The sequence below is a fragment of the Chitinophaga pinensis genome (assembly GCF_007896845.1).
Lineage (GTDB): Bacteria > Bacteroidota > Bacteroidia > Chitinophagales > Chitinophagaceae > Chitinophaga > Chitinophaga pinensis_C.
Map to the genome: position 1 here is coordinate 176,316 of NZ_VOHS01000008.1, position 15,227 is coordinate 191,542.

The following is a 15,227-nucleotide window of genomic DNA, read 5'->3' on the forward strand; positions in this document are numbered from 1 at the left end:
TTACACGACGATATTCACTTCCGGTGGAGGTGGTGGCAATTCATTCAGTCCGGCTACTTCTTTATCGCCGCTTTCTACTTTCTGGCTGCCGGTGCTTACAGAAGCGGACACCCATTTGAAGAATGCTTTGATAGTAGCGGCATCTGCCGTATCGAGCGAAACAACGGTATTGGTGATCTGCTTCAACAGGTTCACATCAGCGCCATTGCCCGCGGCGCAAGCTACTGTAATACCTATTTTGGTATTCTGAAAGGCATTCAATCCATTCTGCCACGTATCGGTGGGAATACCATCTGTCATCAGGAAAACCAGCGGTTTCCAGTCACCTTTCACATCAGGAGTAGATTTCGCTACTTCTCTGTTGATGCTGTCAGCCACCAGTTGCAGTGCGGAACCCAGAGAGGTCCCACCTGAAGCTTTTAATTCAGGCATCTGGAAGGAAGACAGATCTGTAAGCGGCACCAGCTGGCGCGCATCACTGTCAAAAGTGATCAGGCTGAGGAATGCAGTTTCCAGAGCGTACGGATCCTGTCTCAGGGTAGAGATCAGTACCTGCACACCATTTTTCACAGCTTCTATGGGCTCGCCGCTCATAGAGCCAGAGGTATCCAACACTAAATAAACCGGTAATCTTCTCATGAATGACTCTTATAGAAAGGGTTAATTAATAAACATAGTTCCGCAGGATTTCCACGAAGCTATCAGCTGGCTGAGGATCTCCCAGTGCTCTGAATTTCCAGGTACCGTTGTTACGGTATACTTCTGCAAATACCAGTGAGCACATGTTGGTATATGATGCGTCTCCGGAGAGGTTAAATTTAGCGATTTCTTTTCCGCTATTGTCTACCGCGCGGATGAAAGCGTTTTCGATACCACCGAAGTGCTGGTTACGCTGACGTCCCTGATAGATTGATACAATGAAAAGAATCTTCTCATATTTCGCGTCCAGGCTATCCAGTTTTACGATGATCTGTTCGTCATCACCATCACCTGCACCGGTGCGGTTATCGCCTGTCAGCCAGATATTGCCTGATGGGTGACGCTGACTGTTGAAGAAAATCACATCGCCCTGATAAAGGCTCAGGTTACGACCGTCGTTTGTCTGTACGGTTTTACCCAGATCAGCTACTTTACCATTTTTATCAAGCAGGAATGCGATTGCATCCAGATCAAATTCCTCTTCTTTACCACCTAACAGTTTACCAAAAAAGCCACCGCTTTTTTTACGTACGTCCCAACCGAGACCGATGGTTACAGTTGACAAATCAAAGCTTTCACCTTTATCATTTTTGCGGAGGTCAATGGTTTGTCCCTTAACTAAATTAATTGCCATAAAAATTTTATTTCGATAGTGTGTTGATAGAATAGACTATTTGATGATTTGTCCCTTATAGTATTTGCTCAGGAAGTAAGCCAGGTCTTCTTTGTATCCGATACCGGAAGCCTCGAAACGCCATTTGCCATCTCTCTGGTAGAGGCGTCCGAATTCAACACCTGTTTCTACAGAGAAGTCTTCACCCAGCTCATATTTAGCGATTTCTTCGCCGCTCGCATCATCGACGATACGGATATAGGAGTTTCTTACCTGACCGAAATTCTGTCTGCGTGTAGCTGCATCGTGGATGGTGACAACAAACAGTATTTCTTTGATATCGGCATTTACTTTGGACAGATCCACCTTGATGGTTTCATCATCTCCGTCTGCACTGTTTCCACCGGTAGGATCATCACCTGTATGGTGCAGGGCGTCATCCGGTGACGTGGTATTACCATAGAAAACAAAGTAACCTTCTCCTGGAATTAACCGGTTATTATCAATCATAAACGCGGATGCATCAAGATCAAAATCATTACCCGTCCCCTCGTTTGGATTCCAACCCAGACCTACGCTGATCCTGGAAAGTCCGATGTCGATTTTTTGTCCCTTCGATAAATTAATTGCCATGAAATCTTAAAGTTTGCAGGGTTTAAAATGTATAGTGATTATTGATTAACAACTGTTGCGATCATGCATTCAAATACAATGTAGGTAATAAATATAACCAGAATATATCAGAACATGCTGCCCTGCATCAGGTTACAATTTGTGAATATATTTAAAATTATATATTCCGTGCCAATTTTAGTCATAAAAATTTAGTTAAATCGGTAGTATGACTCATTTATCACCCATTTACACAGTTATTTAACATGTAGACGATTATCAGCGGTTTTTATTCTAAACCGATTTTCATACTTTAGGGCCGCCAAAGTGGAAAACCTAATGTCAATCACAGTAACACAGTTAAGCAAGGTATACGAAGAGCAACGGGCGGTCAATGATATTTCCTTCTCGCTGAACAAAGGCGAAGTAGTGGGTTTTCTGGGTCCTAACGGGGCCGGCAAAAGCACTACCATGAAGATGATCACCGGCTACCTGCCTCCGAGTGGCGGCAACGCCAGTGTATGCGGCTATGATGTAGTGACGCATCCTATGGAAGTCAGACAGCGTATCGGCTATCTGCCGGAAGCCAATTCTCTCTATAAAGACATGTATGTCCGGGAATTCCTCAGCTTTATAGCTGAAGTACATAAACTGGGCACTAATAAAGAAAAGCGTATTTCCGAAGTGATCGCTATGACCGGATTACAGCCGGAAAGCAAAAAAAAGATCGGACAGCTGTCCAAAGGTTACCAGCAGCGTGTTGGTTTGGCCCAGGCACTGATACACGATCCTGAAGTGCTGATACTGGATGAACCGACTTCCGGCTTTGATCCCAATCAGCTGGTAGATGTGCGCGACCTGATCAGGGAGTTGGGTAAAACCAAGACCATCATGCTCAGCACACATATTATGCAGGAAGTGGAAGCCATGTGCAGCCGGGTTATTATCATCAACAAAGGCAATATCATTGCGGATGATTCTCTTCAGAACCTGCAACAAGGCGACCAGCAAAATGGTTATATCCAGGTATCTTTCGGGGCGCCACTTCCGGGTGAGGCTGATCTGTTGCAGATCCCAGGCGTAACGCACGTGAAACAACAGGACGGTGGAACCTGGCAGCTCTTTGCCGCCAATCTGGAAGATGTGCGCAAAAACCTGCTACAATTTGCTTTGATAAGTAACCGGAACATCCTTTCTTTGCAGAGCAATTCACAAAGCCTGGAGTCAATCTTCAGGGAATTGACAAAGTAGGGGGTTCCCTGGACACTCAATATATCCGGGAAACCGATAACTTACACATTATCATATTAAAACAACTAAACGACAATGAGTACCATTTCATCAATCCATGCAAGGCAGATCCTTGATAGCCGTGGCAATCCAACTGTAGAGGTAGATGTAACCACAGAAGACGGTCATTTTGGCCGTGCAGCCGTTCCATCCGGCGCTTCTACTGGTAAACACGAAGCAGTTGAACTGCGTGATAACGACAAAGCCGTATACATGGGTAAAGGTGTTATCCAGGCAGTAAATAACGTGAACGATATCATCGCAGAAGAACTGGTAGGATGGGAAGTGACAGACCAGGCCGGTATCGATAGATTCCTGATTGAACTGGATGGTACTGAAAATAAAGGTAAACTGGGTGCAAACGCTACCCTGGCTGTGAGCATGGCCGTTGCAAAAGCAGCAGCTGACGAAGCTAACCTGCCACTGTACCGCTACCTGGGTGGTGTTAACGCAACTACCCTGCCTATTCCGCTGATGAACATCATCAATGGTGGTGTGCATGCTGATAACAAAATCGACTTCCAGGAATTCATGATCGTACCAGTAGGTGCATCTTCCTTCTCTGAAGGTCTGCGCTGGGGTGTTGAGGTGTTCCATCACCTGAAATCCGTTCTGAAAAAGAAAGGTTACAGCACTAACGTAGGTGACGAAGGTGGTTTCGCTCCTGAAATCCAGAGCAACGAAGAAGCAATCGAAACTGTAATCGCAGCAATCGAAGCAGCAGGTTACAAACCAGGTGAGCAGATCGCTATCGCACTGGATGCAGCAAGCAGCGAAATGTTTAACGATGCTGACAAAACTTACAAATTCTATAAAAGCTCCGGTAAAGTAATCAGCAGCGAAGAAATGGTTGCTTTCTGGGCTGAATGGTGCAAAAAATACCCAATCGTTTCTATCGAAGATGGTATGGCAGAAGATGACTGGGATGGCTGGAAAAAACTGACTGAAGCTGTAGGTGCTACCGTACAGCTGGTAGGTGATGACCTGTTCGTTACCAACGTTAAACGTCTGAAAACCGGTATCGACCAGAGCATTGCTAACAGCATCCTGATCAAAGTAAACCAGATCGGTACTGTAACTGAAACAATCGATGCAGTGAACATGGCACACAAAGCAGGTTTTACCTCCATCATGAGTCACCGTTCCGGCGAAACTGAAGATACTACCATCGCTGACCTGGCAGTTGCACTGAACTGTGGCCAGATCAAAACCGGTTCCGCTTCCCGTACTGACCGTATGGCTAAATACAACCAGTTGCTCCGTATCGAAGAAGAATTGGACAACGTTGCATATTATCCGGGAAAATCCGTTAAATTTGGTAAGAAGTAAGAAACAACGCTCGATTGAGTCTCGTACGTCGAATTTCGGGATCTGATCTTTGATGACGACATTTTAATTAGTGGTCCATATTCGCCGGGTTTTGATTTACTTCAAAACCCGGCTTTTTTTTAAACACTGTCCATAGTCACACACCAATTTATGCCAGGTATCAAATCCATCAAACTGCCAGCTTACATGCGAAACAAATATTTCGTTTCCGCAGCTGCCTTCTTTGTATGGCTGGCATTCATCGACAGCAAAAATTTCCTCTCCCAATACGAACTGCAGACAGAAGTCAATAAGCTGGAAGGTCAGAAAGCCTTCTTTATAGAAGAGATCCGCAAGACCAGAAAAGAACAACAGGAGTTACTATCCAGTCCCGAAAAGCTGGAGAAATTCGCACGTGAAAAATACCTGATGAAAAGAGATAATGAAGACCTGTTCATTATTACCGAGAAAAACTAACTATGCCGGTCCACGTTACCAGTTATTCCTTTTCCTGTCAACCGTTCCGCGCAGACTGGTTATCTTTGGTTTCGAAATATTTCACTTAGTCTGACAATACTTCATCCATAATCTCCGTTATAATATTAGCAACTAATCAATTGTATTAAAAATATATTGCATGGGGAATTCTACACACTCATTTTTTGCCTTAAATTCTGTAACTAATAGCGCCAATAAATTAAAGACAATGACTAATCAGGACCCGGAATTATCCCGTGAAGAGGAACTGTGTCTTAAGCAGACCAGAAAAGCGCTCGATACCATTCGTTTCTCACCCAGACCAGAAACATTACAGGCTATCGCAGACTATGCGAAAAAGGCTACTACGCCTTCGAAATAACCTAATGAGTATCAAGGTACTGGCTGCCCGCCCGTAAAATAATTACGGACTCAGGTGCCATTGCCCCTGCACATGCTGTGTATTTGCGGCATATTATCTTTGCCCTATCTTTACAGATATGACAAAGAAAGAGCGCTTTGCCTTCGTACTCAAGTATTTCGAAGAACAGGCTCCCAACGCGGAGACAGAACTCATTTACGACAATCCTTATCAACTGCTGGTAGCGGTGATATTGTCGGCACAATGTACCGACAAACGTGTCAATATGACCACCCCCGCTATCTTTCAGGCTTACCCGGATGTGGAGGCGCTCAGCCACGCCACATTTGATGACCTGTTTCCCCTGATCCGCAGTATCAGCTATCCGAACAATAAGACCAAACACCTCATCGGTATGGCCCAGATGGTCGTGGAAGACTTTAGCGGAGAAATCCCTGCTACCGTTGAGCAACTGGTTAAACTACCCGGTGTCGGACGTAAAACGGCCAATGTCATTACCTCCGTGGTACACCAGCAACCCAATATGGCCGTTGACACACACGTTTTCCGCGTGTCCGCCCGTATCGGTCTGACAACCAATGCCACCACTCCCCTGCAGACAGAAAAACAATTACTTAAATATATTCCCACGGAAAAAGTGCACATCGCCCATCATTGGCTGATCCTGCATGGCCGGTATATCTGCGTGGCCCGCTCTCCGAAATGTGAAGAGTGCGGACTCAGACCCGTATGTAAATACTACCACTCCCTCGTCCGGGGTAACTAATTGACTATTATGGGAAAACCCTTTCTGACGGCAGCCTGGCGTAACCTCCTCATGATCAATTTTGAGGCGGATCCCGCTGTGTTGCAATCACTTGTGCCTTATAATACCGAACTGGATACCTGGAACAATACACTATATGTCAGTCTGGTAGGTTTCCTGTTTCAGAATACCCGCGTAAAAGGACTTTCCCTCCCCTTCCATCGCCATTTTGAAGAGGTCAACCTTCGTTTCTATGTACGCTATCAAGAAGCAGGTATATGGAAAAGAGGCGTCGTATTCGTAAAAGAGATCGTACCCAAACATATGATCACTTTTGTAGCCAATACCGTCTACAAAGAGAAATACGCGACACATCCGATGCGCCACCAATGGCTGCATACACCTGATAACCTGTTGCAGGTCAGTTACGAATGGAAAGTAAAACAGGATTGGAATTTTGTAAAAGCCACCGCCGAAAAGGAAGCCCTCCCTATTACACCCGGCAGCGAAGCAGAGTTTATTACAGATCATTACTGGGGATATACGCAGATGGCGGCTGCACGTACCGGAGAATATCAGGTCAGCCACCCACAATGGCGTACACACCGGATTATTGATTACAGCTACCGCTGTGACACGGCAACCTTATATGGTCCCGCTTTCGTACCCATGTTACAGCAGGCGCCGGTATCTGCACTACTGGCGGAAGGCTCCGATATCAGCGTCATGCCGAAAAAATTGCTGTAAATCATAACCATCTGTACTACTAATTTGGAATTTCGTTTATATTTTACTTATCTTTTGCCGTTAATGTTTTATCACAGCGCATAAAGTCTAAAAATCGTTATGAAATTAGGTACTCGCTTTCAACTATCGTTCATGATGTTCCTGGAGTTCTTCATTTGGGGAGCCTGGTTCGTTACTATGGGAACTTTCATTTTTAAAAACCTGGCAGCAGGCGAAACCGAGGTAAGTCTTGCCTATCTGACCCAATCTATCGGCGCCGTAATTGCTCCGTTCATCGTGGGTATTATTGCTGACCGTTATTTCCCTGCACAGATCATTCTGGGAGTTATCCATATCGCGGGCGCTATCCTGCTCTGGTTCTGCGCAGGCGCTACCAACTTTGATACCTTTTTCCCGTTGATCCTGACCTACATGGTACTGTTCATGCCTACACTGGCACTGGTGAACTCCGTATCATTCGGACAGATGCAGGATTCCAGTAAAGACTTTCCTGTGATCCGTGGCTTCGGTACTGCCGGCTGGATCGTAGCTGGTATCACCATCGGTTATCTGGCCTGGGAAGAAAAAGGTATGTTACCGGGCACCTTCAAAATGGCTGCTGCTGCATCTGCGCTGCTGGGTATCTATAGCTTCTTCCTGCCTAACACGCCTCCTGCTAAAAAAGGACAGAAAATATCTGTCGGCGAAATACTCGGTCTGGATGCTATCCGACTGCTGAAGAACAAATCTTATCTGATGTTCTTCCTGTCTTCTGTAGCGATCTGTATTCCGCTGGCCTTCTACTATAATTTTACCAACCCATTCCTGAACGAGATCGGTATGAAAGCTGCCGCAGGTAAACAGGCACTGGGTCAGGCTTCTGAATTCATCTTCATCATGATCATGCCGCTGTTCTTCAAACGTCTGGGTGTGAAGAAAATGCTTGGTCTGGCGATGTTGTCATGGGTACTGCGTTATGTGCTGTTTGCATATGGTAACGTAGATGCCAATTACTGGATGCTGATTGGCGGTATCGTACTGCATGGTATCTGTTACGACTTCTTCTTCGTAACCGGTCAGATCTACACCGACCAGCTGGCAGGCGAGCGTTTCAAAAACGCTGCACAGGGTATGGTGACGCTGGCTACTTATGGTGTGGGTATGATGATCGGCTTCCTGATCTCTGCTCCTATCGTAAGCGCTTTCAAAACAGCAGAAGGTGGGCACAACTGGACCAGCATCTGGCTGATCCCTGCTGGTATCGCACTGGTAGTAATGCTGTTGTTCCTGCTGCTGTTCCGCGAAAAATCTGAAGCTAAACAGGCGTAATACGTACTGTTCCAACATATCACACTCCGCAGTGAACTACCTATGTCAACCTGGTGTTTTACTGCGGAGTTTTTATTTCAGCCCTATCGTTATCACTTAATTCAATCAGATAATTATGCAACGTATTTCCATGTTAGGTTCCGGCTTTATTGGCCGCTTCTATGCAGACTCCTTACAGGGACAGAGAAGCCGGGACAAGATTGTCAGTATTTATTCGCGCAGAGAAGAGAGTGCGAAGAAATTTGCAGAAGACTACAATGTCGCTCACTGGACTACGGATATGGAAGCATCCATTGCACATCCGGATGTGAATGTGGTTTGTATCTCCCTTCCTAATAACCTGCACGAAGCAGCTGTAGCACTCTGTTGTAAACACAAGAAAGGCGTGATCTGTACCAAGCCTCTGGGCCGCAATGCAGAAGAAGCGAAACGTATGCTGGAAATGGTAGAAGCAGCCGGTATCTTCAACGGCTATCTCGAAGACCTCGTATACACACCGAAATTCCTGAAAGCACTGGAAAGTGTAAAAAGCGGCGCATTAGGACGTATCCTTTGGGCTAAGTCCAGAGAAACACACCCTGGCCCGCACAGCGAATGGTTCTGGGATAAAGAACAGGCAGGTGGTGGTTGTATACTCGACCTCGGATGCCATTGCGTAGAAATCGCCCGCAGCTTCATCGGAAAAGATATCAAACCGGTGGAAGTAATGTGCTGGGCTGACACACAGGTTAAACCCATTGATGCAGAAGACCATGCCATTGGTCTGGTGAAATACGAAAACGGCGCTATCGGTCAGTTTGAAGTAAGCTGGACATTCCGTGGCGGACTTGATCTCCGTGATGAAGTAATGGGTACGGAAGGTACCATCTGGCTGAATAGCTTCCTGCGTACAGGCTTTGACATGTTCACCACCGGTAAAGGTGCTGACTATGTAGCAGAAAAAGCAGAAAGCAACAGCGGCTGGTTATTCCCTGTGGGAGATGAACTGAATGAACTGGGATATAACCACATGTTTGCCGATATGTTCAACGCAATTGAAAATAACCGGCCGGCACAGGAAACATTCTATGACGGATATGTTGTAAATGCCGTACTGGATGCTGCTTACCGCAGTGCCGCAAGCAAACAGTGGGAACCTGTAAAGCTGGATATCTGGCGTGGTCAGACCGGCCTGACAAAACCACAGACGCTAGTAGACTATGATGCTGATCATTATTTAGTAAAAGAAGAGATGACACACTTCGGTGCGAAGAAACTCATCCTGAAAGAGAAGAAGAGTGGTCAGATCATCGAACGTACAATATAATTTAAATGAAAAAGGGACTTCTGAGAAGTCCCTTTTTTTATGTTGTATCTTATCACATTGTTGTTTAAAACCATCAGCTTACCCTGATAATATACGCCTTACCCAGTGTTTGTGATACCTCCACCTGTACCAGAGTCCCTTTTTCGTATTTATAGACGTTTTTTTTGCCCTCCGGCAGTAACAGTTCATACAATCCATTACCGAGTGAGTTAAGCGTCAGAAAGATGCCTAAAGTCTCAGAAAAGATCTTTGTGATCTGACGAGGTTCAATGAAATACATTTCACCTACAGAATGAATAATCTCCGCCGTGTTAAGTACAGACTTCTGACCATTCAGTACCACTGAATAATTTTTCGCTTCCCGCTGCGTAATAATAGTCTTGTCATCCCCTTCTTTTCCCGAGCTTTTAATCACTTTGGAACGTACAAGAATGTTATTATCGAAATCGCAGGAAATATCCAGATTAAATTTCGCCAGCAGTTTCATGTCCACTTTACTTTGGATAGAGATATTGCGGGATGCGCCGTTTACTTTACAATGTGCAGTCACGTTACCAATAACGTGATTACTGAAACGTATTTCGTAATTGTGCGTTTGGGCGTGTAACAATGCACTGTTCAACGTAAACAGGCAGATAAACAGTGTAGACCAGATGGCGCCTTTCATGATAAAGGTTTTGGCTATGTTGTAGTAATCCTTACTTATATAGCAAACGTACAGTCGCCTGTTTTGTTATATAGTATTAAATATAATAAAAATCCTGCCCCGAAAGGCAGGATTTTATATAAATTATCATGAAAGAATGACTGCATTACTGCTGCAACATCTCTTTGATCTTGATTACCAATTCTCCTTTAGTAATAGGTACTCCCATTATTTTATTGTAACCAACCGCATCAATCAGGAACTGCTCACGGATGATCTTGATCAGCTGACCATTATTGATTTCAGGGATGAGTACTTTATCGTAGCTATGCAGTATTTCTGCAAGGTTTTTAGGGAACGGACGCAGGTATCTGATGTGTGCATGTGCCACTTCATGACCTTCTGCCAGCAGTTCCAATACAGCACTCTTAATAGCTCCGTAGGTAGAACCCCAACCCAGTACCAGTACCTTTCCTTTTTCAGGTCCCAGTTCGATGGTCTGTGGAGGAATATGATCAGCGATCTTGTCTACTTTCTCCTGACGGATACGCACCATTAACTGATGGTTTTCAGGATCATAGCTCACGTTACCGGTAATGTTCTGTTTTTCCAGACCACCGATGCGGTGTTCCAGACCAGGTGTACCTGGTACTGCCCATGGACGTACGAGATTTTCATCACGGTGATAAGGCAGGAACTGCTCTTCGTGATCTTCCAGTCCTTTTTTGAAAGTAACAGGGATCGCAGGCAGATCTTTGCTCTGCGGGAAACGCCAAGGTTCAGCACCATTTGCGATATAACCATCGCTCAGGAAAATCACCGGCGTCATATGTGCAATTGAAATGCGGAATGCTTCAAATACTGCGCTGAAACAGTCTGACGGTGTAGACGCAGATACAATCGGCATCGGACACTCCCCGTTACGGCCATAATAAGCCTGCAGGAGATCAGATTGTTCTGTTTTGGTAGGCAGACCGGTTGAAGGACCACCGCGCTGGATATTGACGATCAGCAGTGGAATTTCCAACATTACTGCCAGACCCATTGCTTCACCTTTCAGTGCCATACCCGGACCGGAAGTAGTGGTAACACCCATATGGCCTCCATAAGAAGCGCCAATTGCGGAGGTAATACCAGCGATTTCATCTTCTGCCTGGAAAGTACGGATACCAAAGTTTTTATAACGGCTCAGTTCATGCAGGATATCAGAAGCCGGTGTGATAGGATAAGTACCCAGGAACAATGGCAGATCAGCTTTCTGACTTGCGGCGATCAGACCGTAAGCGAGGGCGGTATTACCAGTGATGCTGCGGTAGGTACCTGGCTCCATGCGTGCTTTTTCTACACGGAAACGGGTGCTGAATGCTTCTACTGTTTCTGCGAAGTTATAACCTGCATGCAGGACCTTCAGGTTACTATCGAGGATATCCGGTTTCTTACCAAATTTCTCATTCAGGAAGTTCTCGGTGCTCTCCATATTACGGTCGTACAACCAATAAAGGAAACCGAGTACAAACATGTTCTTTGCACGGTCTTTTTCCTTCATCCCCATGCTCGATTCTTTCAATGCCTCGCGGGTCATTTTGGTCACGTCCATGGTGTGCAGCTGATAAGACTGCAGGGAACCGTCTTCCAATGGATTTACGCCGTCAGGATAGTTGGCCAGACGCAGGTTTTTAGCATCAAAACCATCTGTATTAGCGATGATGATACCACCTTTTTTCAGGCTTTTCAGGTTGGCTTTTAACGCAGCTGCGTTCATGGCCACCAGTACATCACAGGCGTCACCCGGGGTGAAAATACGGTTAGAGGAAAAGTGCAGCTGGAAGCCGCTCACGCCAGCAAGGGTTCCCTGCGGGGCGCGTATTTCTGCCGGAAAATCCGGAAATGTGCTCAGGTCATTGCCGATCAACGCGGTATTATTGGAAAACTGCGTACCAGTCAACTGCATACCGTCTCCACTGTCGCCAGCAAATTTTATCACTACATCTTCTATCTGTTGAACCGAAGTATTTGACATTGAATATCTTATTTAACTATCCTTTGTTTTTCAGGCTGTAAATTTAATCATTCGTCAGGTAGTAACCTCCGATATATTAAAGCGGACAGCCAAGGTCAGGGATGACAAAAGTACACAAAGTCGATAGACTTTTCCGAAGAGTGCTATATAGTTTAATGTTATGCCGCATAACTTTAAGTAATTATGCGAGCCACACACCACCTTCGCTGTTTACAGTCTGCCTGATCCGGACCGCAAAGCTATAGTAGCTTTGCATTCATTGTTTATGTATTTGGGAAATTGATGATGCAGTTACTGTTTTCATTCCTACGCCTCTCAAATTGGGGGCTCACTGCCTGAAAAATATAGGTTGTGCAACAAATACTTAGTTTTTTACATTATAAATCCCTGTAATCAGTGACTGAAATTCTTGCTGAAATTGTAATTTCGTAGGGACTAAACCTTTTTATCATGGCATTATTTGGATCCGGCAGCAACCCTATATTGAGTGACAAAACACTACAAAAAGCAGGTTCTCAAAGTACAGAAGGCACCATGACCATCAATGGCACCATTGGCAAAATGGCCTTCTTATTAGCATTGGTAGTAGCTGCCGCAGTTTATGCATGGGGTGTTCCCGGCAGAAACCAGAATCCCCTTCCGTTCCTTTATGGCGGTATGATCGCTGGTATTATCATCACCATCATTATTATATTTAAGAACGAGTGGGCACAGTATCTTGCGCCGGCTTACGCAATTGCGGAAGGCCTGACACTGGGTGTATTTTCCGTGCTGTTTCACAACCTCTATAATGGTATTGTATACCAGGCAGTAGGGCTCACCTTTGGTGTTTTCGCCGCTATGCTGATCTTGTACAGAACCCGTATCATCCGTGTAACGGAAAGGTTCAAACAGATCGTTTTCACTGCTGTTGCCGGTATCGCAATATTCTATGCATTAGCATGGATACTGAGCATGTTCAATGTGCGTATTCCATTTCTGCATGAAGGAAGCCCGATGGGTATTATCTTTTCCCTCATTGTAGTTGGAGTTGCGTCCCTGCGCCTGTGTATTGATTTTGATTTCATCGAGAAAGGTGCACAACAGCATGCTCCAAAACATGTTGAGTGGCTGGCCTCTTTTGGTATGCTGCTGACCCTGGTCTGGCTGTATCTTGAAATTCTGAATCTGCTTGCCAAACTGAACAGAAGATAAAATCTTTATAACAGATAGATAGTACAAAAGGGGGCGTCTCATAAGTTGAGACGTTCCCTTTTATGTTTTTATACTGTTATACCAGCCGATACGGTGTATTATATACTTAAAAGATATTTTAAGTATATAATCGATATTTTGAAGTTTAGTTTTAGGTTTCTTAGGCGATTTTCTTCCTAAGATTGTGCGCTAGAGCTAATAAGCCAGTCTCTATTTCGACTTTTTCGATGCCACGGAGCATAAATCTCCTGAAGTGGTGATTATGTTTGATATTACCAAAAACAGATTCTACATCAAAACATCGCTGTTTACGTTTAGCTATGCCCCGTCTTGTTTTCAACCGCTTATCTGCCCTCGATTTTAGCCGTTTTAGATTATGATTAATTTCAATCACACGGTTACCTTTTGCCTGATGGCATAACTTTTTTAACCTACAATACTTACAACTCTCTGTTTCATATTTTGTGATCGTCTGTAGAAAGCCTGTTGTTGTTTGCTTGGTGTAGGTGCCCACATTATGCATCGGTTTGCCTTTCGGACACTTATATTGGTCGTTGCTCTCGTCGTAAACTAATTTATCAGATGAATAAGGATTTTTCTCCTTTTTTCGCTTGCGCTGCTGTCTGTCAAACTGATTATGTTTCACATAAGCAGTGATCTGTTTAGATTCAAGCCATTGATAGTTTTGTTCACTACCATAACCTGCATCCGCGGTAATATTGGTTGGTTTTGCCTTGTAGGTCTTTATATGCTGTTCCAGGTGGGCGATTAGCGTATTGGTATCGGTGCTTTGTTGATGAAGGCTATAATTTACAATGTACTGATTATTGGTGCTTACCTGAACATTATACGCTGGTTTCAATTGGCCATTTTTCATATGGTCTTCTTTGAGCCGCATAAATGTCGCATCTGGATCTGTTTTACTCATGCTACTACGGCCGCAACCTATCCGATTTTCTTGCCCCTCATATTTATCAAGCGCTGCAGGCCAGTTCTTCTTACCATAGCTGAGTTTCTGGCGGATATTTTTGTCAATGTCTTTGTCCTTTAACGCTTCGTTTATTTTATTAATAGTCTCAGTTATTTTTTCACTATCAATTTTATCAAACCCACTCGGATCGGTATCATCCATTTCTGATGCAGCCACCTGTTGAGCATATTCCCAAAGCTCGCAAAGTTGTTTTTTGATCTTTTCCCGGTTTGATTTAATAGAATTGCCCCATACAAAAGTATACCGGTTCGCATTTGCTTCAATTTTAGTCCCGTCTGTGTACAACTCTTTTATACTTAGAAGACCTTCCTGGCACAGCAATTCAACTACCTGGCTGAAAATGGGACGTAACGTCCGCTGCAAGCGCTTACCCCGGAACCTATTGATTGTATTATGATCAGGCTTATTTAGACCTGCCAACCACATGAAATTTATATTCTGACTAACTGCTTCTTCTATTTTGCGGCTGCTATATATTATTAATGTAAGCATATACCAAAATCTTTAGTAATACTTTGGGATGATAGCTACTGGCTCCGCCTGTCTTGTACTCGGCAATTAGCTTGCTAATATCGATTTTATCAAGAATGGCCGCCACTATCCTTACCGGATGATTGGCTGCCACCATATCATTTAAATCGAGCGGAATTAGCGACAGCTGATTCTGATGAGTAGCTTTAAATGTTACCGTAAGACTTTTTCCTCTTGCCATAACATTAAGTTACGATCTACTTTTCAAAACAATATAAAAAGGGCCGCCTCATTTTTATTTATGAGACAGCCCCTTTTGTTGGCAGTATGCGCCATTTTGTTGTGTACCTTCTCCATATTGACATGACCATTTTACACCTTCTGACAGGTTTATGTTAAGGCCTAATCCCCTATTGTT

14 protein-coding genes and 1 pseudogene are annotated in these 15,227 nt (G+C 44.5%); 9 read left to right on the forward strand and 6 right to left on the reverse strand.

The genetic code is table 11. From position 1 onward, the window contains the following. Genes FEF09_RS10930 through FEF09_RS10940 form a run of 3 tightly spaced genes read right to left on the reverse strand, consistent with a single transcriptional unit; the run spans nt 1 to nt 1,945 of the window. Nucleotides 1–639: a vWA domain-containing protein gene (locus FEF09_RS10930; RefSeq protein ID WP_089811230.1), complete on the reverse strand. Its 639-nt coding sequence runs from the start codon at nt 637–639 to the stop codon at nt 1–3. 25 nt (nt 640–664) lie between these two features. Further along, entirely contained in the window at nt 665–1,333 is a 669-nt protein-coding gene (locus tag FEF09_RS10935; RefSeq protein ID WP_146305144.1) for a TerD family protein, read from the reverse strand. Between the two features lie 36 nt (nt 1,334–1,369). Beyond that, the gene (locus FEF09_RS10940; protein WP_146305145.1) at nt 1,370–1,945 is read right to left on the reverse strand and encodes a TerD family protein; all 576 of its coding nucleotides are present in this window, start codon (nt 1,943–1,945) and stop codon (nt 1,370–1,372) included. A 318-nt stretch (nt 1,946–2,263) separates the two neighbouring features. Here FEF09_RS10940 and gldA point away from each other — a divergent pair, with 318 nt between their 5' ends. The 8 genes from gldA (at nt 2,264) to FEF09_RS10975 (ending at nt 9,487) form a co-directional block, all read left to right on the forward strand. Next, entirely contained in the window at nt 2,264–3,175 is a 912-nt protein-coding gene (gldA, locus tag FEF09_RS10945; RefSeq protein WP_146305146.1) for a gliding motility-associated ABC transporter ATP-binding subunit GldA, read from the forward strand. 75 nt (nt 3,176–3,250) lie between these two features. After that, nucleotides 3,251–4,543: a phosphopyruvate hydratase gene (gene eno / locus FEF09_RS10950; protein ID WP_012788836.1), complete on the forward strand. Its 1,293-nt coding sequence runs from the start codon at nt 3,251–3,253 to the stop codon at nt 4,541–4,543. 186 nt (nt 4,544–4,729) lie between these two features. Continuing rightward, nucleotides 4,730–4,999, forward strand: a complete 270-nt coding sequence (locus FEF09_RS10955; protein WP_261387412.1) for an FtsB family cell division protein — start codon at nt 4,730–4,732, stop codon at nt 4,997–4,999. Between the two features lie 229 nt (nt 5,000–5,228). Then, a complete protein-coding gene (locus FEF09_RS30690; RefSeq protein ID WP_186774289.1) occupies nt 5,229–5,381 on the forward strand; it encodes a hypothetical protein in 153 nt (50 codons plus the stop codon). Nucleotides 5,382–5,499: 118 nt separating this feature from the next. Then, nucleotides 5,500–6,147 (forward strand): endonuclease III, encoded by a 648-nt coding sequence (nth, locus tag FEF09_RS10960; RefSeq protein WP_146305148.1) that lies wholly within the window; start codon nt 5,500–5,502, stop codon nt 6,145–6,147. A 9-nt stretch (nt 6,148–6,156) separates the two neighbouring features. Further along, a complete protein-coding gene (locus FEF09_RS10965) occupies nt 6,157–6,873 on the forward strand; it encodes a YqjF family protein (protein ID WP_146305149.1) in 717 nt (238 codons plus the stop codon). Between the two features lie 99 nt (nt 6,874–6,972). Next, nucleotides 6,973–8,181 carry a nucleoside permease gene (locus tag FEF09_RS10970; RefSeq protein WP_146305150.1) on the forward strand — a complete coding sequence of 403 codons (1,209 nt, stop codon included), beginning with the start codon at nt 6,973–6,975 and terminating at the stop codon, nt 8,179–8,181. A gap of 115 nt (nt 8,182–8,296) precedes the next feature. Continuing rightward, a complete protein-coding gene (locus FEF09_RS10975; protein WP_146305151.1) occupies nt 8,297–9,487 on the forward strand; it encodes a Gfo/Idh/MocA family protein in 1,191 nt (396 codons plus the stop codon). A gap of 73 nt (nt 9,488–9,560) precedes the next feature. On the opposite strand, the gene FEF09_RS10980 is transcribed toward FEF09_RS10975, so the two are convergent. Then, nucleotides 9,561–10,154, reverse strand: a complete 594-nt coding sequence (locus FEF09_RS10980; RefSeq protein ID WP_146305152.1) for a DUF6134 family protein — start codon at nt 10,152–10,154, stop codon at nt 9,561–9,563. Nucleotides 10,155–10,299: 145 nt separating this feature from the next. Continuing rightward, nucleotides 10,300–12,153, reverse strand: a complete 1,854-nt coding sequence (locus FEF09_RS10985) for a 2-oxoacid:acceptor oxidoreductase subunit alpha (protein WP_146305153.1) — start codon at nt 12,151–12,153, stop codon at nt 10,300–10,302. Nucleotides 12,154–12,603: 450 nt separating this feature from the next. Here FEF09_RS10985 and FEF09_RS10990 point away from each other — a divergent pair, with 450 nt between their 5' ends. Continuing rightward, nucleotides 12,604–13,347 (forward strand): Bax inhibitor-1/YccA family protein, encoded by a 744-nt coding sequence (locus FEF09_RS10990; protein ID WP_146305154.1) that lies wholly within the window; start codon nt 12,604–12,606, stop codon nt 13,345–13,347. A gap of 160 nt (nt 13,348–13,507) precedes the next feature. On the opposite strand, the pseudogene FEF09_RS10995 reads toward FEF09_RS10990, so the two are convergent. After that, nucleotides 13,508–15,050: pseudogene (locus tag FEF09_RS10995) on the reverse strand (IS1182 family transposase). Between the last annotated feature and the right edge of the window lie 177 nt (nt 15,051–15,227).

Bases quoted from the DNA above. Each gene is read 5' to 3' on its own strand.
- FEF09_RS10985 (WP_146305153.1), bottom strand. From the start codon at position 12,153: ATGTCAAATACTTCGGTTCAACAGATAGAAGATGTAGTGATAAAATTT.
- gldA (WP_146305146.1), top strand. From the start codon at position 2,264: ATGTCAATCACAGTAACACAGTTAAGCAAGGTATACGAAGAGCAACGG.
- FEF09_RS10940 (WP_146305145.1), bottom strand. From the start codon at position 1,945: ATGGCAATTAATTTATCGAAGGGACAAAAAATCGACATCGGACTTTCC.
- FEF09_RS10965 (WP_146305149.1), top strand. From the start codon at position 6,157: ATGGGAAAACCCTTTCTGACGGCAGCCTGGCGTAACCTCCTCATGATC.
- nth (WP_146305148.1), top strand. From the start codon at position 5,500: ATGACAAAGAAAGAGCGCTTTGCCTTCGTACTCAAGTATTTCGAAGAA.
- FEF09_RS10955 (WP_261387412.1), top strand. From the start codon at position 4,730: ATGCGAAACAAATATTTCGTTTCCGCAGCTGCCTTCTTTGTATGGCTG.
- FEF09_RS10930 (WP_089811230.1), bottom strand. From the start codon at position 639: ATGAGAAGATTACCGGTTTATTTAGTGTTGGATACCTCTGGCTCTATG.
- FEF09_RS30690 (WP_186774289.1), top strand. From the start codon at position 5,229: ATGACTAATCAGGACCCGGAATTATCCCGTGAAGAGGAACTGTGTCTT.
- FEF09_RS10975 (WP_146305151.1), top strand. From the start codon at position 8,297: ATGCAACGTATTTCCATGTTAGGTTCCGGCTTTATTGGCCGCTTCTAT.
- FEF09_RS10980 (WP_146305152.1), bottom strand. From the start codon at position 10,154: ATGAAAGGCGCCATCTGGTCTACACTGTTTATCTGCCTGTTTACGTTG.
- FEF09_RS10935 (WP_146305144.1), bottom strand. From the start codon at position 1,333: ATGGCAATTAATTTAGTTAAGGGACAAACCATTGACCTCCGCAAAAAT.
- eno (WP_012788836.1), top strand. From the start codon at position 3,251: ATGAGTACCATTTCATCAATCCATGCAAGGCAGATCCTTGATAGCCGT.
- FEF09_RS10990 (WP_146305154.1), top strand. From the start codon at position 12,604: ATGGCATTATTTGGATCCGGCAGCAACCCTATATTGAGTGACAAAACA.
- FEF09_RS10970 (WP_146305150.1), top strand. From the start codon at position 6,973: ATGAAATTAGGTACTCGCTTTCAACTATCGTTCATGATGTTCCTGGAG.